The 19,325-nt window shown below is 69.4% G+C and carries 16 protein-coding genes; 10 read left to right on the top strand and 6 right to left on the bottom strand.

What is annotated here, in order from left to right; genetic code table 11:
- Position 1: 1 nt before the first annotated feature.
- Positions 2-1,420, bottom strand: a complete 1,419-nt coding sequence (gene sufB / locus KV396_RS15800) for a Fe-S cluster assembly protein SufB (protein ID WP_247622257.1) — start codon at positions 1,418-1,420, stop codon at positions 2-4.
- 231 nt (positions 1,421-1,651) lie between these two features.
- Between sufB and KV396_RS15805 the strand changes: the two genes are divergently transcribed.
- Together KV396_RS15805 and KV396_RS15810 are read left to right on the top strand one after the other, a co-directional pair.
- Positions 1,652-2,794 (top strand): COX15/CtaA family protein, encoded by a 1,143-nt coding sequence (locus KV396_RS15805; protein WP_247632063.1) that lies wholly within the window; start codon positions 1,652-1,654, stop codon positions 2,792-2,794.
- A gap of 82 nt (positions 2,795-2,876) precedes the next feature.
- A complete protein-coding gene (locus KV396_RS15810; RefSeq protein WP_247632062.1) occupies positions 2,877-3,359 on the top strand; it encodes a hypothetical protein in 483 nt (160 codons plus the stop codon).
- Here the strand turns inward: KV396_RS15810 and KV396_RS15815 are convergent.
- On the bottom strand, positions 3,305-4,219 hold the full coding sequence (locus tag KV396_RS15815) for a heme o synthase (RefSeq protein ID WP_407665606.1): 915 nt from the start codon (positions 4,217-4,219) through the stop codon (positions 3,305-3,307). The genes KV396_RS15810 and KV396_RS15815 overlap by 55 nt on opposite strands.
- A gap of 207 nt (positions 4,220-4,426) precedes the next feature.
- Between KV396_RS15815 and tkt the strand changes: the two genes are divergently transcribed.
- From tkt to pgl, 6 genes are read left to right on the top strand one after another with little or no spacing between them, the layout of a single operon-like run.
- The gene (gene tkt / locus KV396_RS15820; protein ID WP_247957610.1) at positions 4,427-6,538 is read left to right on the top strand and encodes a transketolase; all 2,112 of its coding nucleotides are present in this window, start codon (positions 4,427-4,429) and stop codon (positions 6,536-6,538) included.
- Positions 6,535-7,647: a transaldolase gene (gene tal, locus KV396_RS15825; protein WP_247956310.1), complete on the top strand. Its 1,113-nt coding sequence runs from the start codon at positions 6,535-6,537 to the stop codon at positions 7,645-7,647. The genes tkt and tal overlap by 4 nt, the downstream gene beginning before the upstream one ends.
- Positions 7,644-9,251, top strand: a complete 1,608-nt coding sequence (locus KV396_RS15830; protein WP_247956311.1) for a glucose-6-phosphate isomerase — start codon at positions 7,644-7,646, stop codon at positions 9,249-9,251. The genes tal and KV396_RS15830 overlap by 4 nt, the downstream gene beginning before the upstream one ends.
- Positions 9,252-9,273: 22 nt before the next feature.
- Positions 9,274-10,824 (top strand): glucose-6-phosphate dehydrogenase, encoded by a 1,551-nt coding sequence (gene zwf, locus KV396_RS15835; RefSeq protein ID WP_247956312.1) that lies wholly within the window; start codon positions 9,274-9,276, stop codon positions 10,822-10,824.
- Positions 10,821-11,756 (top strand): glucose-6-phosphate dehydrogenase assembly protein OpcA, encoded by a 936-nt coding sequence (locus tag KV396_RS15840; protein WP_247956313.1) that lies wholly within the window; start codon positions 10,821-10,823, stop codon positions 11,754-11,756. The genes zwf and KV396_RS15840 overlap by 4 nt, the downstream gene beginning before the upstream one ends.
- A 4-nt stretch (positions 11,757-11,760) precedes the next feature.
- Positions 11,761-12,543: a 6-phosphogluconolactonase gene (gene pgl, locus KV396_RS15845; protein ID WP_247956314.1), complete on the top strand. Its 783-nt coding sequence runs from the start codon at positions 11,761-11,763 to the stop codon at positions 12,541-12,543.
- A 21-nt stretch (positions 12,544-12,564) separates the two neighbouring features.
- Here pgl and KV396_RS15850 read toward each other — a convergent pair whose 3' ends face one another.
- Complete coding sequence (locus KV396_RS15850; protein ID WP_247956315.1) at positions 12,565-13,590, bottom strand: DMT family transporter; 1,026 nt, start codon at positions 13,588-13,590, stop codon at positions 12,565-12,567.
- 63 nt (positions 13,591-13,653) lie between these two features.
- Between KV396_RS15850 and def the strand changes: the two genes are divergently transcribed.
- Positions 13,654-14,220, top strand: a complete 567-nt coding sequence (gene def, locus KV396_RS15855; RefSeq protein ID WP_247956316.1) for a peptide deformylase — start codon at positions 13,654-13,656, stop codon at positions 14,218-14,220.
- A gap of 8 nt (positions 14,221-14,228) precedes the next feature.
- On the top strand, positions 14,229-14,717 hold the full coding sequence (locus KV396_RS15860; RefSeq protein WP_247956317.1) for a hypothetical protein: 489 nt from the start codon (positions 14,229-14,231) through the stop codon (positions 14,715-14,717).
- Here the strand turns inward: KV396_RS15860 and KV396_RS15865 are convergent.
- From KV396_RS15865 to KV396_RS15875, 3 genes are read right to left on the bottom strand one after another with little or no spacing between them, the layout of a single operon-like run.
- The gene (locus tag KV396_RS15865) at positions 14,676-16,823 is read right to left on the bottom strand and encodes a heavy metal translocating P-type ATPase (protein WP_247956318.1); all 2,148 of its coding nucleotides are present in this window, start codon (positions 16,821-16,823) and stop codon (positions 14,676-14,678) included. The two genes, KV396_RS15860 and KV396_RS15865, sit on opposite strands and share 42 nt — an antisense overlap.
- Positions 16,820-19,063 (bottom strand): heavy metal translocating P-type ATPase, encoded by a 2,244-nt coding sequence (locus KV396_RS15870; protein ID WP_247632054.1) that lies wholly within the window; start codon positions 19,061-19,063, stop codon positions 16,820-16,822. Before KV396_RS15870 ends, KV396_RS15865 begins: the two co-directional genes overlap by 4 nt.
- Positions 19,063-19,275: a heavy-metal-associated domain-containing protein gene (locus tag KV396_RS15875; RefSeq protein WP_247622244.1), complete on the bottom strand. Its 213-nt coding sequence runs from the start codon at positions 19,273-19,275 to the stop codon at positions 19,063-19,065. The genes KV396_RS15870 and KV396_RS15875 overlap by 1 nt, the downstream gene beginning before the upstream one ends.
- Between the last annotated feature and the right edge of the window lie 50 nt (positions 19,276-19,325).

Here is a 19,325-nt window from a genome sequence, read left to right on the forward strand (position 1 = left end):
CTCAGCCGACCGATCCTTCCATGCCCATCTCGATGAGCTTGTTCAACTCCATCGCGTACTCCATCGGCAGCTCGCGCGCGATCGGCTCGATGAAGCCGCGCACGATCATCGCCATGGCCTCGTCCTCCGGCATGCCGCGCGACTGCAGGTAGAAGAGCTGCTCCTCGCTGACCTTGGAGACGGTGGCCTCGTGACCGAGCTGCACGTCGTCGACGCGGATGTCGATCGCCGGGTAGGTGTCGGAGCGCGACTTGGTGTCGACGAGCAGCGCGTCGCATCGCACGGTGTTCGCCGAGTGGTGGGCGTTCGCATCGACGCGGACCTCGCCGCGATATCCCGCACGACCGCCGCCACGGGCGATCGACTTCGAGACGATCGACGACTGCGTGTACGGAGCCATGTGGATCATCTTCGCGCCGGCATCCTGGTGCTGGCCGGGGCCGGCGAAGGCGACCGAGAGCGTCTCGCCCTTGGCGTGCTCGCCCATGAGGTAGATCGACGGGTACTTCATCGTCACCTTCGAGCCGATGTTGCCGTCGACCCATTCCATCGTCGCTCCCTCGTGCGCGACCGCGCGCTTGGTGACGAGGTTGTAGACGTTGTTCGACCAGTTCTGGATCGTCGTGTACCGAACGCGGGCGTTCTTCTTCACGATGATCTCGACGACGGCCGAGTGCAGCGAGTCGGACTTGTAGATCGGAGCCGTGCAGCCCTCGATGTAGTGCACGTAGCTGTCTTCGTCCGCGATGATCAGGGTGCGCTCGAACTGCCCCATGTTCTCGGTGTTGATGCGGAAGTACGCCTGGAGCGGGATCTCGACGTGCACGCCCTTGGGGACGTAGACGAAGGAGCCGCCCGACCAGACGGCCGTGTTGAGGGCGGCGAACTTGTTGTCGCCGGCGGGGATGACCGAGCCGAAGTACTCCTCGAAGAACTCGGGGTGCTCGCGGAGAGCGGTGTCGGTGTCCATGAAGATGACGCCCTGCTGCTCCAGGTCCTCGCGGATCTGGTGGTAGACGACCTCGGACTCGTACTGCGCGGCGACGCCGGCGACGAGACGCTGGCGCTCGGCCTCCGGGATGCCGAGGCGCTCGTAGGTCTCGCGGATCTCGGCGGGGAGGTCCTCCCACGACTGCGCCTGCTTCTCGGTCGAGCGCACGAAGTACTTGATGTTGTCGAAGTCGATGTCGCTGAGGTCGGCGCCCCAGGTCGGCATCGGCTTGCGGCCGAACAGCTGATAGCCCTTGAGACGGGTCTTCAGCATCCATTCGGGTTCGCTCTTGAGCGCCGAGATACCGCGGACGACCTCTTCGGAGATCCCGCGTTTCGCGACGGCGCCGGCGGCGTCAGCGTCGTGCCAGCCGAACTCGTACACCCCCAGGCCATCGAGCTCCGGGCGGTCGATCAGCACATCCGACATCACACTCTCCTCATTGGGCCTCAACGGTGTCATCCGCCCCGACACACCTGATCCCCGTCGAGTCTGCGGGGAGCGGGTGCCGCTGGTGGGCCCTCATCACCGGCGCATCCTTCGCGCCTAAACTGTTATCGATGCTTCCGCGCCCTCGAGCGCGCATCGCAACAATCCGATTCTACAGGCTCCGCTTCGCGGACGGGCCGCCCGTCCTGCGCGAAGCGCGCCGGAGGACCCATGCCCGACACCGCCACGCCCGCCCGCACCACCGCCGCGGAGCTCGATCTGCGACCCGCAGCATTCACTTCGCCGTGGGGACGCGTCCTCCGCGTGTTCGCGTGGCTGTCGTTCCTCACCGAGACGATCATCATCGGGACCGGTGGGGCCGTGCGCCTGACGGGCTCCGGACTCGGATGCTCGGAGTGGCCGCTCTGCACACCGGAGTCCCTCGTGCCGATTTTGGCGGACCAGGGCATCCATGGCGCGATCGAGTTCGGCAACCGGCTGATGACCGGAGTCGTGGGCGTCATCGCGCTGGTGGTCGTGCTGCTCGTGCTGCACCTGACCGACGGATCGCGCTCGGTCTTCCGTGCGCTCCGCTATGCGGCGGGCGGCATCGTCGCGGCCGCGGCCGCGTTCGCTCTCGTCACCCTCACCGGCCTTCCGGTGCCCGCGTTCCCCGTGGCATCCGCGGTCCTGCTCCTCGCGGTGATCGCCGCCGCGATCCACACGACGCGTCGCACCTCGGCGCGCCGCGATCTCCTCGTCCTGGCCTGGGTCGTGTTCGCCGGCGTCATGGCGCAGGCGCTCGTCGGCGGCATCACGGTGCTCACCGGCCTGAACCCGTTCATCGTCGGATTCCACTACACGTCGTCCCTGCTCCTGGTGTGCGTCACGGCCGCATTCCTGGTGCGCCTGTACGCGGCTCCGGGACCGCGCGAGCGCGCGGTGCCGACCTGGTTCATGATCCTCAGCCACGTCACCGGGCTGGCGCTCGCGGTCACCATCCTGTTCGGCGTGCTGACGACCGGATCCGGCCCGCACTCCGGCGACCAGGACGTGCTGCGGCACGGATTCGACGCGACCGTGCTCGCGCACGTGCACTCCTGGCCCGGGTACATCCTCGCCGCTCTCGTGCTCGCCCTGACGATCGCCGCCTGGGCGCTGCGCCTCCCGCCGCGGAAGTGGCTCGTCGTCCTGGTCCTGGCCATCGCGGTCCAGGTCGGCGTCGGGGTCTGGCAGGCGCGCGCGGGACTCCCGCCTCTGCTGGTCGGCATCCACATGGTGCTCGCCTCGCTCTCGGCAGCGACCTACACCGTCGTCGTCCTGAAGCTGAAGCGCCCGGCAGCCGACGAGGTCAGCACCCCCTCCGCCGGCTGAACGGACGTCTCAGAGTCCGCGGACAGCCGATCCATAGGCTGCGCATACCGGAGTCATCAGCGCGTCCGTGATCGTGGTCGGCATGAACAAGTCACTGACACGCAGCATCGGATTCTGGCTGCTCCTCGTGCTCGCACTCGCCTCGACCGCGGTGGGTGGGTGGCTCATCTCCGGGCAGATCGGGACGATGACCACGACGCTCCTCGACGGGACGGCCACGGGAATCGAGGTGTACGTCGGTCAGTCGCTGGTCGTCGTCGGCTCCGCGCTGCTCGGCGCGGGCGTGCTCGGCATCCTCCTCGCCGTCGCCCTCGTCGCCGTGCAGTCGCTGATCCCCGCGGCGACGCCCGTCGTCGTCGAGCCGATCGACTGGACGGCCGAGGCCGATGACACGACCGCTCCGGTGGACGACGACGCGACGGTCACGGCCGTCGACGGAGAGACCTCAGCGGCCGGGGCCCTCGGCACTCCGGCGAACGACGATGTCGAGGCGGATGCCGAGACCGACGATCAGAAGGGCAGCAGCGGGTCGACCGCGACCGCGACGAAGATCAACGTCAAGTAGGTGATCGAGGCGTGGAAGACTCGCATCGGCCGCGCCTCGGTCCCCCGCACCGCGCGGTTGTACAGGCGGTGCGACTCGTAGACGAACCATCCTCCGAAGACCAGGGCCGACACCGTGTAGACGAGGCCCATGTTCGCGATCGGCACCAGCAGCAGAGAACAGGCCAGCGTCGCCCAGGCGTAGAGGATGACCTGGAGTCCGACCTGCGAGGCGTTGCGCGTCACGCCGAGCATGGGCACGTCGACGTCGTCGTAGTCATCGCGGTACTTCATCGACAGCGGCCAGTAGTGCGGCGGAGTCCACAGGAAGATCAGCAGGAACAGGATGAACGCGGGCCAGTCGAGCGATCCGGTCACGGCCGCCCAGCCGATCAGCACCGGGAAGCACCCGGCGATCCCGCCCCAGACGATGTTCTGCTCGGTGCGGCGCTTGAGGAGCATCGTGTAGATCACGACGTAGAAGAAGATCGCGAAGGCCGAGAGAGCGGCCGCGAGCCAGTTCGTGGTGACCAGCAGCCAGACCGTCGAGAGCACCGCGAGGGTCCAGGAGAACACCAGCGCGCCGCGCGGCGTGACCTCGCCCGTCACGAGCGGGCGGTTCTCGGTACGGTGCATGTGCGCGTCGATGTCGCGGTCGAGGTACATGTTGAACGCCGCGGCGGAGCCGGCGCTCATCGCGCCGCCGATCACGGTCGCCAGCACCAGCCACAGATCGGGCATGCCGCCGTACGCCAGGAACATCACCGGCACGGTCGACACGAGGAGCAGCTCGAGGACGCGCGGCTTGGTGAGGGCGACGTACGCCTTCACCGTGCGACCGATGGACTGCTTCCCCACGGTCTGATCAGACATCGTCGAGATCTCGATCGCCTCCTCCACACGCGTCATGACAACCCTTCCAGTCTAGGGCACGCGGCGGGGCGGACTCGGAGCGTAAGACGGGGTTTGGGGTCGGACCCACCCCGCTATGCTGAAAACACTCGCGCCCGGCGCTGTGCACACTCTCCGTGACGATGCGGAGGCGCAGGGAATACGGGCGCCCTCGAAACTGTCGGAAAGGGCATGAACGTGTCGGAATTGCAGTGGGATGAGATCGATCGGCGCGCGGTGGACACCGCTCGCCTCCTGGCGGCGGACGCCGTGGAGAAGGTCGGAAACGGGCATCCCGGCACGGCCATGAGCCTCGCTCCCGCCGCCTACCTCCTCTACCAGCGCGTGCTGCGGCACGACCCGACCGACACCGATTGGCTCGGTCGCGACCGCTTCATCCTCTCGGTCGGACACTCCTCGCTCACGCAGTACGTGCAGCTCTACCTCGGCGGCTTCGGCCTCGAGCTCGACGACCTGAAGGCGCTCCGCACCTGGGGCTCGCTCACGCCGGGACACCCCGAGTACGGTCACACCAAGGGCGTCGAGATCACCACCGGTCCCCTGGGTCAGGGCCTCGCGTCGGCCGTGGGCTTCGCCTATGCCGCCCGCTACGAGCGCGGCCTGTTCGACCCCGAGGCGGCAGCGGGCACCAGCCCGTTCGACCACTTCGTCTACGTCATCGCCGGTGACGGCGACCTGCAGGAAGGCGTCACGAGCGAGGCCTCCTCTCTCGCGGGCCACCAGCAGCTCGGCAACCTCATCGCCATCTACGACTCGAACCAGATCTCCATCGAGGACGACACCAACGTCGCCTTCACGGAAGACGTCGCGAAGCGCTACGAGGCTTACGGCTGGCAGGTGCAGACGGTCGACTGGAAGAAGACCGGCGAGTACGTCGAGGACGTCGCCGAGCTGAACGCGGCCATCGACGCCGCGAAGGGCGAGACCTCCAAGCCCTCGCTCATCATCCTCAAGACGATCATCGGCTGGCCGTCGCCCGGCAAGCAGAACTCCGGCAAGATCCACGGTTCGGCACTCGGCGCCGACGAGCTCGCCGCCACCAAGAAGGTCCTCGGCTTCGACGCCGAGGAGACGTTCGTCGTCGCCGACGACGTCCTCGCCCACACCCGCGGTCTCGCCGACCGCGCCGCCGGCATCCGTGCCGAGTGGCAGGAGTCCTTCGACGCCTGGGCCGCGGCGAACCCCGAGCGCAAGCAGCTCCTCGACCGCCTCGAGGCGGGCGAACTGCCCGCCGACATCCAGAACACCCTGCCGGTCTTCGAGGCCGGCAAGGACGTCTCGACCCGTGCGGCCTCCGGCCAGGTCATCAACGCCCTCGCCGCCGAGCTCCCCGAGCTCTGGGGCGGATCGGCCGACCTCGCCGAGTCGAACCTCACGACGATCAAGGGCGCCCCGTCGTTCATCCCGGCCGAGTGGTCCACCCACGAGTGGTCGGGCAGCCCGTACGGCCGCGTGCTGCACTTCGGCATCCGCGAGCACGCCATGGGCGCGATCGTCAACGGCATCGTGCTGCACGGGAAGACGCGCGCCTTCGGCGGTACGTTCCTCATCTTCAGCGACTACATGCGCCCCGCCGTGCGTCTGGCCGCGCTCATGAACGTACCCAGCGTCTTCGTCTGGACCCACGACTCCGTCGCGCTCGGCGAGGACGGACCCACGCACCAGCCGATCGAGCAGCTCGCGACCCTGCGCGCCATCCCGAACCTCGCGGTGGTGCGCCCCGCCGACGCGAACGAGACCTCGGCCGCCTGGCTCGAGATCCTGCGCCGCCAGGCGGGTCCGGCCGGCATCGCCCTCACCCGTCAGAACATCCCGGTGTTCGAGCGCGGCGAGGGTGACGCGGAAGGCGAGGTCTTCGCCTCGGCCGACCGCACCGCCCGCGGTGCCTACGTGCTGGCGGAAGCCGCGAACGGCACCCCGGACGTCATCATCGTCGCCACCGGATCCGAGGTGCAGCTCGCCGTCGAGGCCCGCGCCGCACTCGCCTCCGAGGGAATCGGCGTGCGCGTCGTGTCGGCCCCCTCGCTCGAGTGGTTCGACGAGCAGGACGAGGCGTACCGCGAGAGCGTGCTCCCCGCCGCCGTCACCGCGCGCGTGTCGGTCGAGGCCGGCTCCGTGCTCACGTGGCGCGGCATCGTCGGCGACCGCGGACGCTCGGTCGGCATCGACCACTTCGGCGCATCCGCCGACTACAAGACCCTGTTCCAGAAGTTCGGTATCACCACGGAGGCCGTGATCGCGGCCGCTCGCGAGACCATCGCCGCACACAGCACCAAGGAGAACGCATGAGCACCCCCACCGCACAGCTCGCCGCCGCCGGCATCAGCATCTGGCTCGACGACCTCTCGCGCACCCGCATCTCCTCCGGCAACCTCGCCGAGCTGATCGAGACGCGCAACGTCGTCGGTGTCACCACGAACCCGACGATCTTCGCCAACGCGCTCACCGACAAGAGCAACACGTCGTACGACGCCCAGGTCACCGAGCTCGCCGCCGCCGGCGCCTCCGCCGAGGAGGCCGTGTTCGCGGCCACCACTCAGGACGTCGCCGCCGCACTCGACGTGTTCCGTCCGGTGTGGGAGGCCTCGAACCACGTCGACGGCCGCGTGTCGATCGAGGTCTCCCCCGACCTCGCTCACGACACCGACGGCACCGTCGCGTCGGCCAAGGAGCTGTGGAGCAAGATCGACCGTCCCAACCTCCTCGTCAAGATCCCCGCGACGAAGGCGGGCCTGCCGGCGATCACCGAGGCGATCGCCGCGGGCATCAGCGTCAACGTCACCCTGATCTTCAGCCTCGAGCGCTACGAAGAGGTCATCGACGCCTACCTCGCGGGCCTCGAGCGCGCGCAGGCGGCGGACATCGACCTCGCCGGCATCCACTCGGTCGCCTCGTTCTTCGTGTCGCGCGTCGACACCGAGACCGACAAGCGCCTCGACGCGATCGGCACCGATCAGGCGAAGGCCCTCAAGAGCAAGGCGGGCCTCGCCAACGCGCGTCTGGCCTACGAGCTGTTCGAGAAGAAGTTCGCCGAGAAGCGCGCGCAGGATCTCCTCGCCGCCGGCGCGAACCTGCAGCGCCCGCTCTGGGCCTCCACCGGCGTCAAGGACCCCTCGCTGCCCGACACGCTCTACGTGACCGAGCTCGTCGCGGCCGGCGTCGTGAACACGATGCCGGAGAAGACGCTCGAGGCGACCTTCGACCACGCCGTCGTCAGCGGTGACACCATCACGGGCGGTTACGCCGAGGCGCACGCCGTCTTCGACGCGCTGGCGGAGGTCGGAATCGACCTCGTCGACGTCACCCAGGTGCTGGAGGACGAGGGCGTCGCGAAGTTCATCGACTCCTGGCACGACCTGCTCGCACAGGTCGCCGAGACGCTGGAGGCACAGCGATGACCTTCGGCATCCACGCCTCCGGCGACGCTCGCGTCGCGATCGACGAGGTCGTCCCCGCACTCGTGCGCGACCTGGTCGCCTCGCGGATCACCGGCGGAGACCCGACCCTCTGGGGCCCGGCGGCCGAGGCCGAGGCCTCCATCCGTCTGGGCTGGGTCGAGGCCGTCTCGGTCTCGCGTCCGCTCGTCGACGAGATCGTCGCACTCCGCGAACAGCTCGCCTCGAAGGGCGTCGACCGCGTCGTCCTTGCGGGCATGGGCGGATCGTCGCTCGCCCCCGAGGTGATCGCTCAGACCGCGGGCAAGCCGCTCACGATCCTCGACTCGACGGCCCCGGGCCAGGTGCTCGCGGCCCTCGACGAAGGACTCGCCGACACCGTGCTCGTCGTCTCCTCGAAGTCGGGCTCGACGGTCGAGACCGACTCCCAGCGCCGCACGTTCGAGGCCGCCTTCCGCGACCTCGGCATCGACCCGCTGGAGCGCATCGTCGTCGTCACCGACCCGGGCTCCCCGCTCGACGTCTCGGCGCGCGAGACCGGCTACCGCGTGTTCAACGCCGACCCGAACGTCGGCGGACGCTACTCCGCGCTGACCGCGTTCGGCCTCGTGCCGTCCGGCCTCGCGGGCGTCGACATCGACGAGCTCCTGAACGAGGCCGAGGCCTCGCTGCTCGAGGTCGCGGTCGACTCGGCCGAGAACCCTGCACTGCGCCTCGGCGCGGCCATCGCCGCGACCGATCCCCGCCGCGACAAGCTCGGCCTCATCACCGACGGCACCCACATCAAGGGCCTGCCGGACTGGATCGAGCAGTTGATCGCCGAGTCGACGGGCAAGGACGGCACGGGAATCCTCCCCGTGGTCCTGCTGCCGGTCTCCCCCGAGCTCGATTCGAAGCCCGCCGACCTCCAGATCGTCCGTCTCGTCGACGACGCCAACGAGTTCCACCTGCACGAGCGTCACGAGGGCGAGATCCTCGTCAGCGGCTCGCTCGGCGCGCAGCTCATCGTCTGGGAGTACGCCACCGCGATCGCCGGCCACCTGCTGCGGATCAACCCGTTCGACCAGCCCGACGTCGAGTCGGCGAAGGTCGCGGCCCGCGGTCTTCTCGACGCGCGCCCGGAGCCGACCGCTCCGGCGTTCACCGAGAACGGCGTCGAGGTGCGCGTGTCCGACCCGGCTCTCGCCGTCTCGGGCACCGTCGAAGGCGTGCTGGACGCCCTGTGGGCGCAGCTCGCCGAAGACGGCTACGTCTCGATCCAGGCCTACGTCAACCGCCTCGAGGTCCCGCAGCTGCAGGGTCTCCGCGAGCTCGTCGCCGCCGACTCCGGCCGCCCGACGACGTTCGGCTGGGGACCGCGATTCCTGCACTCCACGGGTCAGTACCACAAGGGAGGCCCCGCCCAGGGCGTCTTCCTGCAGATCCTCGAGCGCACCGACGTCGATCTCGAGATCCCGGAGCGACCGTTCACGTTCGGCCAGCTCATCGAGGCTCAGGCTGCCGGCGACGCCGCAGTCCTGGCCGAGCACGGTCGCCCCGTCGTCTCCCTGACGATCACCGACTCGTCGGCCGACGTGCTCACCCTCTTCGAAGCCGCACAGAAGTAGTCAGCAGGAGAATCCCCCACCGATGTCTGTTCCCCTCTCGCGCGGGCACAACCCGCTGCGCGATCCCGATGACCGCCGTCTCAACAGGATCGCCGGGCCCAGCGCCCTGGTGATCTTCGGCGTCACCGGAGATCTGTCTCGCAAGAAGCTCATGCCGGCGGTCTACGACCTCGCCAACCGCGGTCTGCTCCCGCCCGGCTTCGCACTCGTCGGGTTCGCCCGACGCGATTGGGAGGACCAGGACTTCGCCCAGGTCGTCTACGAGGCCGTCAAGCAGCACGCGCGCACGCCGTTCCGTGAGGAGACGTGGGAGCAGCTGCTGCAGGGCATCCGGTTCGTCTCGGGCGAGTTCGACAACCCCGAGTCGTTCCAGAAGCTGAAGGACACCGTCGACCAGCTCGACGTCGAACGCGGCACCATGGGCAACCACGCCTACTACCTGTCGATCCCGCCGAAGGACTTCCCGCTCGTCGCGAAGCAGCTGAAGGACTCGGGACTGGTCGGGGAGGATGCCGACGAGGATTCGCGCTGGCGGCGCGTGGTGATCGAGAAGCCGTTCGGGCACGACCTGGACTCCGCGCGTGCGCTCAACGCCGCGCTCGAGGTCGCGTTCCCGGCCGACTCGATCTTCCGCATCGACCACTACCTGGGCAAGGAGACGGTGCAGAACATCCTCGCTCTGCGCTTCGCCAACGAGCTCTACGAGCCGATCTGGAACCGCAACTACGTCGACCACGTGCAGATCACGATGGCCGAGGACATCGGCGTCGGCGGGCGCGCGGGGTACTACGACGGGATCGGCGCCGCGCGCGACGTCATCCAGAACCACCTGCTCCAGCTGCTCGCGCTCACCGCGATGGAGGAGCCCATCAGCCTCTCCGCCGAGCATCTGCGCGCCGAGAAGGAGAAGGTCCTCGCAGCGGTGCACGTACCCGACGACCTCTCGCAGGCGACCGCGCGCGGCCAGTACGCGGGTGGATGGCAGGGCGGCGAGAAGGTCACCGGCTTCCTCGACGAGGAGGGCATGAACCCCGAGTCGACCACCGAGACGTACGCCGCGATCAAGCTCGAGATCGACACGCGCCGCTGGTCGGGTGTGCCGTTCTACCTCCGCACCGGCAAGCGACTGGGCCGCCGCGTCACCGAGATCGCCGTGGTCTTCAACCGCGCTCCGCAGCACCTGTTCGGACGCGGCAACGCCTCGGAGCTCGGTCAGAACGCACTGGTCATCCGCGTGCAGCCCGACGAGGGCGTCACGATCCGCTTCGGCTCGAAGGTGCCGGGCAGCGGGTCGAACGTGCGCGACGTGACGATGGACTTCGGATACGGCCACGCCTTCACCGAGGCCAGCCCCGAGGCCTACGAGCGCCTCATCCTCGACGTCCTGCTGGGCGATCCGCCGCTGTTCCCGCGGCACGAGGAGGTCGAGCTCTCGTGGAAGATCCTCGACCCCGTCGAGAAGTTCTGGGCGTCCGAGGGCGGCCCGGTTGAGCAGTACGCACCCGGTTCGTGGGGTCCGGCATCCGCCGACGCCCTGCTGGCCCGCGACGGACGAGTCTGGAGACGACCGTGATCATCGACCTTCCCGACACGACCGTCAGCCAGGTCGCCAAGCAACTCGTGAAGGTGCGCGAAGAGGGCGGCGCCGTCGCCCTCGGCCGCGTGCTGACCCTCGTGATCTCGGCCCGCAACGGCGTCGCCGAGGCGGCCATCGACGCGGCCAACGACGCATCGCGCGAGCACCCGATGCGCGTCATCGTGCTCACCACGGGCGAGGGCGAGTCCCGTCTCGACGCCCAGATCCGCGTCGGCGGGGATGCCGGAGCGAGCGAAGTCGTCGTCCTGCACGCTTACGGCGACGCCGCGAGCAACGAGGAGAGCCTCATCACGGGCCTGCTGCTGCCGGATGCTCCGGTCGTGGCCTGGTGGCCGGAAGAGGCACCGACCTCTCCGTCGTCGTCGCCGCTGGGCCGGATCGCCCAGCGCCGGATCACGGATGCCGCGACCGCGCACGACGTGCGCGACCGCCTCGCGCTGCTCGGCAAGACCCACGCCCCGGGTGACACCGACCTCGCGTGGACCCGTCTGACGCACTGGCGCGAGCAGCTCGCGGCCGTGCTCGATCAGCCGCCGTTCGAGCCGATCACCGCGATCGAGGTCCGCGGCGCCGCCGCCTCCCCGTCGACCGCGCTGCTGGCCGCCTGGCTGCAGCTCGCTCTCGAGGTTCCGGTCCGCTGGTTCTCCGAACAGCCGGAGGTCTGGCACGACGGCATCCGTTCCGTACGGCTGACCCGCGAGTCGGGAGACATCCTGCTCGAGCGCCCCTCGCCCGGCGTCGCCCAGCTCACGCAGCCCGATCAGCCGAACCACGACCTGCACCTCCCCCGGCGCACGCTTCGCGAATGCCTCGCCGAGGAACTGCGCCGCCTGGATCCCGACCTCCTTTACGGTCGAGTGATCACCGAGGGCTGGGAGAAGCTGGGCCCGCCCGAGACAGGAGAGTGACGACGTGAGCGACGCAACGTCCGCAGAGAAGCGGGTCGTGATCGAGGCCACGCCCACCGACGTGGCTGCACGGGTCGCCGATCGTTTCTTGACGCGCCTGCGCGCCCGTACCGTCAACGGTCGCGTCGCCCACGTCGCCCTCACGGGCGGTTCGATGGGCGGCGCGGTCCTGGCAGCGACACGTGACGACCCGCGGTCCGCATCGATCGACTGGTCGCTCGTGCACTTCTGGTGGGGCGACGAGCGCTTCGTGCCGCGTGACGACGCCGATCGCAACGCACTCCAGTCGCGCAACGCGTTGCTCGACCACATCCCGGTACCGCCCGAGAACATCCACGAGGTCGCCGGCTCCGATGACGGCCTCACCCTCGACGAGGCCGCGTACGCGTACGCCGCCGAGCTCGCGCGCTTCGGCACCGACGAGAACCCGTGGCCGGCGTTCGCCGTGTGCTTCCTGGGGGTCGGGCCCGACGGGCACATCGCCTCGCTCTTCCCCGATCGCGAAGAGGTCACGGTGACGGATGCGGCCGCTCTCCCCGTGCGCAACTCGCCGAAGCCTCCGCCCGAGCGCGTCACGCTGACGCGTCCGGTCATCAACACCTCGAAGCGCGTCTGGCTGGTGCTCACGGGCGCCGACAAGGCGTCGGCGCTGGGCCTGGCCCTCGCCGGTGCGAGCTACACGAGTGTTCCGGTCGCCGGTGCCCGCGGGCGCAAGCGCACGGTGTTCTTCGTCGACGAGGCCGCGGCCTCCGAGGTCTCGCCGGATCTCATCGATCAGGCGTACTGATCGGGCGGACCGAGAACCGCTCTACGGACGATCCGTCTCCTCGGACCCCGGTGCCTGCTCGGCGCCGGGGTTCGTCGTTGCGGTACCGCCGTCGCTGCCGCGCGTGATGCCGATCTCCTGGCTCTCGCTGAGCACCTGCGGGTGGTAGCGGGCGAGGTTGACCACGCCGTAGACCGCGATGGCCCCGGCGACGCCGTAGATCACGAGCGCCCATGGCGGCGCAGCGGCCGCCTCGCCGAGGATCACCATTCCGATGAGCACGGCGATGAGCGGGTCGACGACCGTGAGGCCGGCGATGACGAGGTCGGGCGGGCCGGAGCTGTAGGCGGTCTGCACGAAGTACGCCCCGACCGCCGCGGCCGCGACGAGGGCGATGACGCAGATCGCGGTTATCCACTCGAACTGTCCCGCCTCGATGCGCTTGATGACGACCTTCGCCAGGGTGGCGACGAAGCCGTAGAGCACACCGGCGCCGATCACGTAGAACAGGGCGCGCATGCGGTGCCGCAGAACGAGCCAGCAGGCGCCGAGCACGATGATCACGACGAGGAGGATCGCGAGGATCACGAACAGTTCGCGATCCTGCACCTCGCGCTCGGTGGCGAACAGCGCGGCGAAGAAGACGAACAGGAAGATGCCGCCGACACAGCAGATGATCGCGGTGATGGATTTCTTCGTCGGCGAGTGCCCGGAGATGCGGGCGTTCAACAGTGTCGTGATCACCAGCGCGATGGCGCCGAGCGGCTGCACGACCATGAGCGGAGCGCGCACGAGCGCGGCGAGCTGGCATACGATCGCCAGGCCCAGCATCAGGGTGCCGATGATCCACGAGGGGCGGGTGAGCAGCCGGCGGAGCTGGTCGAAGCTGAGGCCCGACGTCCCCTGCGAACCGCTCAGGCGCTCGACCTTCTCGACTCCGCGGTGCTGGTACTGCGCGCCGAGCGACATGAACACCGCGCCGGCCAGCGCGAGCGGGATGCCGAGGAGCAGCCCGGGGTTCTGGAAGACACCGACGAGCTGCTCGCCGACGTCTTCTACCGAGTTCATTTCCACACCCCTGCGCTCACCCTACGACCCTACCCGTCGCAGTGCGCCCAGTAGGGTTGTGACGTGGCTGTACTTCCGATTCGCATCATGGGCGACCCCGTCCTGCACTCCCCCGCTTCTCCCGTCGACGAGATCACCGATGAGATCCGCACCCTCGTCGCCGACATGTTCGAGACGATGGACATCGCTCCGGGTGTCGGCCTGGCCGCACCGCAGGTCGGCGTCGCCCTGCGCATCTACACCTACTCGTACGTCGACGACGACGATCAGCCCTGGCGCGGCGTGATCATCAATCCCGAGCTCTGGATCACTCCGATCGAGCCCGGCTCCCCCGATCCCGACCTGGAGTCCGAGGGCTGCCTGTCGTTCCCGGGCGAGCGCTTCCCTCTGCGTCGCTCCGAGCACGTCCGGGTCACCGGCATTGACCTCGAGGGCGCACCGGTGTCGATCGCGGTCGACGGATGGCGCGCACGCATCATGCAGCACGAGTTCGACCACCTCGACGGCATCCTCTACGTGGACCGCCTGTCGGACGGCGACTGGAAGACCGCGCAGAAGATCGCCCGTAAGCGCGGCTGGGGCCGACCCGGCGCCAGCTGGCTGCCCGGCGTCGACGACCTGGAAGGCTGAGGGCGCACATGACCCGGCGTACACACCGCGGCCTCGCCGCGCTCGCACTCACGGCGACTCTCTCACTCACCCTGCTCGGCTGCAGCAGTTCGGACGAACCCGAACGCGATTCCGGGACCGGTCAGGTGACGGAGGAGGGCACCATCGACATCGTCGCCCTCGAGCTCGGCGACTGCATGATGGACGCCCCCAGCGGGCTGCGCGAAGACATCGACGTGGTGCCCTGCACGGAGCCCCACGACCAGGAGGTCTTCCACGAGATCACCATGCCCGACGGCGATTTCTCGGAGACCGACATCGACGCGGCGAGCATGGAGTGCATCGGAGAGCCCTACACAGCGTTCATCGGTCTCGAGAAGGCCGAGTCGGTGTTCGAGGTGTTCCCCCTCATCCCGAGCGAGACCTCGTGGGACGAGCACGACGACCGGACCATCCAGTGCGTGATCTTCGACCCCTCAGGCCCCGTGACCGGCACGCTCGCGGGAGCTTCCCGCTAGAACGTCGCGGTCGTCGGGTCGGAGGTCGAGCCGGCGCAGGAGCTGGGCGTTGAGCGCGACGACGACCGTCGACAGCGACATCAGCACCGCACCGACCGACATCGGCAGCACGAACCCGATCGGCGCCAGCACACCCGCGGCCAGAGGCACGGAGAGCAGGTTGTACCCGGCCGCCCACCAGAGGTTCTGCGACATCTTGCGGTAGGTCGCACGCGACAGCTCGATCACGGACACGACGGAGCGCGGGTCGGAGCTGGCCAGGATCACCCCGGCCGAAGCGATCGCCACGTCGGTGCCCGCGCCGATCGCGATCCCGACGTCCGCCTGTGCCAGCGCGGGAGCATCGTTCACGCCGTCCCCCACCATCGCGACGATCCTGCCCTCCCGCTGCAGCTCCGCGACCTTCGCCGACTTGTCCTCCGGACGCACCCCCGCGAACACACGTCGTATGCCGAGCTCCGCGGCGACGGCATCCGCGACCGCCTGCGCATCTCCGGTGATCATGACGACCTCCACGCCGCGACGACGCAGGTCGTCGACCGCGGTACGGGACTCGGCGCGCACCTCATCGGCCAGCGCGAACGCGCCGATCACCGTACCGTCGACCACCGCGTGCAGGATGATCGCGCCCGTCGCCCGCCACGTCTCGGCGACGGGCAGCTCGTGCGCTCCGATCTCATCGAGCAGTTTCGGACCGCCCACGCGCACATCGGCACCGTCGACGGTCGCCCGAACCCCGACCGCCGGCGACGACGAGAAGCCGACGGCCGACGGGGTGTCGAGTCCACGCTCCTCCGCCGCGCGGACGATCGCCCGGGCGAGGGGGTGCTCGCTGTCACCCTCCGCCGACGCCGCCAGTGCGAGCACGCGGGCCGGATCGACTCCATCGACCGCCGCGATGTCGGTGACGACCGGCTCGCCGCGCGTCAGCGTTCCGGTCTTGTCGAACAGCACCGTGTCGACGGTGCGCATGCGCTCGAGCGCCAACCGGTCCTTCACCAGGATGCCCGCGCGAGCGGCCCGTTCGGTCGCGATCGAGACCACGAGCGGGATCGCCAGACCCAGCGCGTGCGGGCAGGCGATCACGAGGACCGTGATCGAGCGCACGACGGCGGCATCGACGTCGCCGACGGCCGACCACACCACGGCGGTCACCGCCGCCGAGATCAGGGCGAACCAGAAGAGCAGCGCCGCCGCACGGTCGGCGAGCCGCTGAGCGTGCGAGGTCGAGTTCTGCGCATCCTCGACGAGTCGACGGATGCCGGCCAGCGCCGTGTCGTCGCCGACAGCCGTGATCTCGACGCGGAGGCCCGAGTCGGTCGCCACCGTGCCCGCCGTGACGATGTCGCCGGGCGTACGGGTCACAGGACGCGACTCCCCGGTGATCATCGACTCGTCCATCGCCGCGCTGCCGTCGACGATCCGGCCGTCGGCGGGTACCCGCGCGCCGGGACGCACGACGACGAGATCGCCTACGCGGAGTGCATCCGGCGGCACGCGCACGGTGCGCTCGCCCTCGATGCGTTCGGCTTCATCGGGCAGGAGCGCGGCCAGCGAGTCGAGTGCCGACGTCGTCTGCGCGAGTGAGCGCATCTCGATCCAGTGACCGAGCAGCATGATGACGATGAGGAGGGCGAGTTCCCACCAGAACTCCAGCTCGTGATGCAGCACCCCGAGCGTCGCTCCCCACGAGGCGAAGAAGGCGACGGTGATCGCGAGGGCGATCAACAGCATCATGCCGGGGCGTCGCGCGCGCAGTTCGCCCACGGCGCCCTGGAGGAACGGCCGGCCACCCCACACGTACATCACCGAACCGATCACCGGGGCGACGAAACGCACCGGGCCGTCGGGGATCTCGTAGCCGATGATCATCGCGAACATCGGGGAGAGCAGCACGACGGGGACCGCGAGCACCAGGTTGATCCAGAAGAGTCGCCGGAACTGGCCCACGTGGTCGCCGTGGCCGGAATGACCGGCGTGCCCGGAGTGGCCGGAGTGCCCGGGGTGTCCGTCGTGCCCGGAATGGTCGTCGACTTTCGCCTGGCCTCCGTGGGGTGGCGCCGAGTGCTCGTGCTCCGGGTGCGCGTGTGGGTGCGTCTCGCTCATCGTTCTCTCCGCTCGTCGCGTGCGCCACTGCGGAATCCGCGCAGGCGCAGACTGTTGCCGACCACGAACACGCTCGACAACGCCATCGCGGCGCCGGCCAGCATCGGGTTCAGCAGTCCGAGGGCGGCGACCGGGATCGCCGCCACGTTGTACGCGAAGGCCCAGAACAGGTTTGTCCGGATCGTGCGCAGGGTGCGGCGCGACAGGCGGATCGCGTCGACGGCGCTGCGCAGATCCCCGCGGACCAGCGTGATGTCGGATGCCTGGATCGCGGCATCCGTTCCCGTTCCCATCGCGATGCCGAGGTCGGCACGCGCGAGCGCAGGCGCATCGTTGACGCCGTCGCCGACCATCGCGACCGTTCGTCCCTCGCTCTGCAGCCGCGCGACGACCTCGGCCTTCTGCGCGGGGAGCACCTCGGCGATGACCTCGTCGATGCCGACCTCGCGAGCGATATGACGCGCGACGGCCGCGTTGTCGCCCGTCAGCAGCACCGGGGTGAGGCCGAGCGCCTTCAGCTGCTCGACCGCTGCGGCGCTCGTCGGCCGCACGGCATCCGCCACGACGAGCACGCCTCGGACCGCTCCGTCCCAGCCGACCGTCACGACCGTGCGCCCCGCCACCTCGTGGGAACCGTGGATGGAGTGGTCGCGCGTGCTCGTCGCTCCGGCGAACATCGCCGCGCGGCCGACGCGCACACGATGCCCGTCCACGACGCCCTCCACTCCGATGCCCGGGTGGTTGACGAAGCCGTCGACCGCCGGAAGCGTCCCGGCTTCGGCCTCCGCCGCCTGCGCGATCGCCCGTCCGATCGGATGCTCGGAGGCGGCCTCGAGGGCACCGGCGAGGCGGAGCAGTCGTGTGCGATCCGCTCCCGGCTCGACGATCACGTCCACGAGGCTCATCGCGCCCCGGGTGACCGTTCCCGTCTTGTCGAGCACGACCGTGTCGACCGCGCGCGTGGATTCGAGCACTTCGGGGCCCTTGATGAGGATCCCCAGCTGGGCTCCGCGACCGGTACCCACGAGCAGCGCGGTCGGCGTCGCCAGGCCGAGGGCGCACGGGCAGGCGATGACCAGCACCGCGACGGCCGCCGTGAACGCCATCGTGGCCGACGCACCGACGGCGAACCAGGTGACGAGCGTGCCGAGCGCGATCACCAGAACGACCGGCACGAAGACACCCGAGATGCGATCGGCCAGGCGCTGCACCTCGGCCTTCCCGGTCTGCGCCTCCTCCACCAGTCGCGCCATCTGCGCGAGCTGGGTGTCGGCCCCGATCCGTGTCGCCCGGACGACGAGGCGGCCGCCGGCGTTCACGGTCGCGCCGGTGACGGAGTCTCCCACGGCGACCTCGACGGGAACGGACTCGCCCGTCATCATCGAGGCGTCGACGGCCGACGTACCCGACACGACGATGCCGTCGGTCGCGATCTTCTCACCGGGGCGCACCACGAACTCGTCGCCGATCCGTAGCTCGTCCGCCGGGACGCGTTGCTCGACACCTCCCCGGAGCACCGCGACGTCCTTCGCCCCGAGCTCCAGCAGAGCGCGCAGCGCCGCTCCCGCGCGACGCTTCGACCGCTTCTCGAAGTAGCGACCGGCGAGGATGAACATCGTCACGCCCGCCGCGACCTCGAGGTAGATCGCATCGGCGCCGTCGGACGGCGTCAGGACGAACTCGAACGGATGGGTCATCCCCGGCATGCCCGCCATGCCGAAGAACAGCGCGTAGAGCGACCAGAGGAACGCCGCGATCGTTCCCATCGACACGAGCGTGTCCATGGTCGCCGCACCGTGTCGGAGGTTCACCCAGGCCGCCCGGTGGAACGGCCACCCGCCCCACACCACGACGGGAGCCGCGAGCGTCAACGAGGCCCACTGCCAGTACGTGAACTGCAGCGCCGGGATCATCGCCATCGCGATGACGGGGACGGTCAGCGCGACGGAGACCCACAGCCGGGTGCGCAGGCCGTCGAGCTCGGGGTCGCCCGCGGCATCCGGTTCGGCATCCTGGGCGCGGGCGGGCAGCGCCGCCGTGTACCCGGCCTTCTCGATCTCGGCGATCAGGACGGCCGGGTCGTAGCCCTCCGGCGCCGCGACCGACGCCTTCTCGGTCGCGTAGTTGACCGTGGCGGTCACCCCGTCGAGCCGATTCAGCTTCTTCTCGATCCGCGTCGCGCACGACGCGCACGTCATCCCGCCGATCTCGAGGTCGACGCCGATCGCCCCGGCGGTCATCAGACGCGGACGGCCGAGTACCCGGCCTCGGATACGGCCGAGAGGATCTGCGCATCGTCGACGTCCGCAGCGGTGATGCGCAGCATGCCGGTCTGCGCGCTGACGTCGACGATCTCGACGCCCTCGATCTGCTCGACCTCCTCGCGGACCGACATCTCGCAATGGCCGCAGGTCATCCCGGTCACCCGGTAGTCGGCGGTGGTGTCGCTCATGAGAACTCCTTCGGAGTGTTCGTGGATACCCCCTGGGGGTATTAGATGCA

Origin of the sequence: Microbacterium galbinum (assembly GCF_023101185.1) — a bacterium.
GTDB classification, from domain to species: domain Bacteria; phylum Actinomycetota; class Actinomycetes; order Actinomycetales; family Microbacteriaceae; genus Microbacterium; species Microbacterium galbinum.

Excerpts from the sequence above, each read along its gene's own strand:
- KV396_RS15870 (WP_247632054.1), bottom strand. The coding sequence starts at position 19,063 with ATGACCGCCGGGGCGATCGGCGTCGACCTCGAGATCGGCGGGATGACG.
- zwf (WP_247956312.1), top strand. The coding sequence starts at position 9,274 with ATGTCTGTTCCCCTCTCGCGCGGGCACAACCCGCTGCGCGATCCCGAT.
- KV396_RS15865 (WP_247956318.1), bottom strand. The coding sequence starts at position 16,823 with ATGAGCGAGACGCACCCACACGCGCACCCGGAGCACGAGCACTCGGCG.
- KV396_RS15850 (WP_247956315.1), bottom strand. The coding sequence starts at position 13,590 with ATGAACTCGGTAGAAGACGTCGGCGAGCAGCTCGTCGGTGTCTTCCAG.
- KV396_RS15805 (WP_247632063.1), top strand. The coding sequence starts at position 1,652 with ATGCCCGACACCGCCACGCCCGCCCGCACCACCGCCGCGGAGCTCGAT.
- tal (WP_247956310.1), top strand. The coding sequence starts at position 6,535 with ATGAGCACCCCCACCGCACAGCTCGCCGCCGCCGGCATCAGCATCTGG.
- KV396_RS15830 (WP_247956311.1), top strand. The coding sequence starts at position 7,644 with ATGACCTTCGGCATCCACGCCTCCGGCGACGCTCGCGTCGCGATCGAC.
- KV396_RS15860 (WP_247956317.1), top strand. The coding sequence starts at position 14,229 with ATGACCCGGCGTACACACCGCGGCCTCGCCGCGCTCGCACTCACGGCG.
- KV396_RS15810 (WP_247632062.1), top strand. The coding sequence starts at position 2,877 with ATGAACAAGTCACTGACACGCAGCATCGGATTCTGGCTGCTCCTCGTG.
- KV396_RS15875 (WP_247622244.1), bottom strand. The coding sequence starts at position 19,275 with ATGAGCGACACCACCGCCGACTACCGGGTGACCGGGATGACCTGCGGC.
- sufB (WP_247622257.1), bottom strand. The coding sequence starts at position 1,420 with ATGTCGGATGTGCTGATCGACCGCCCGGAGCTCGATGGCCTGGGGGTG.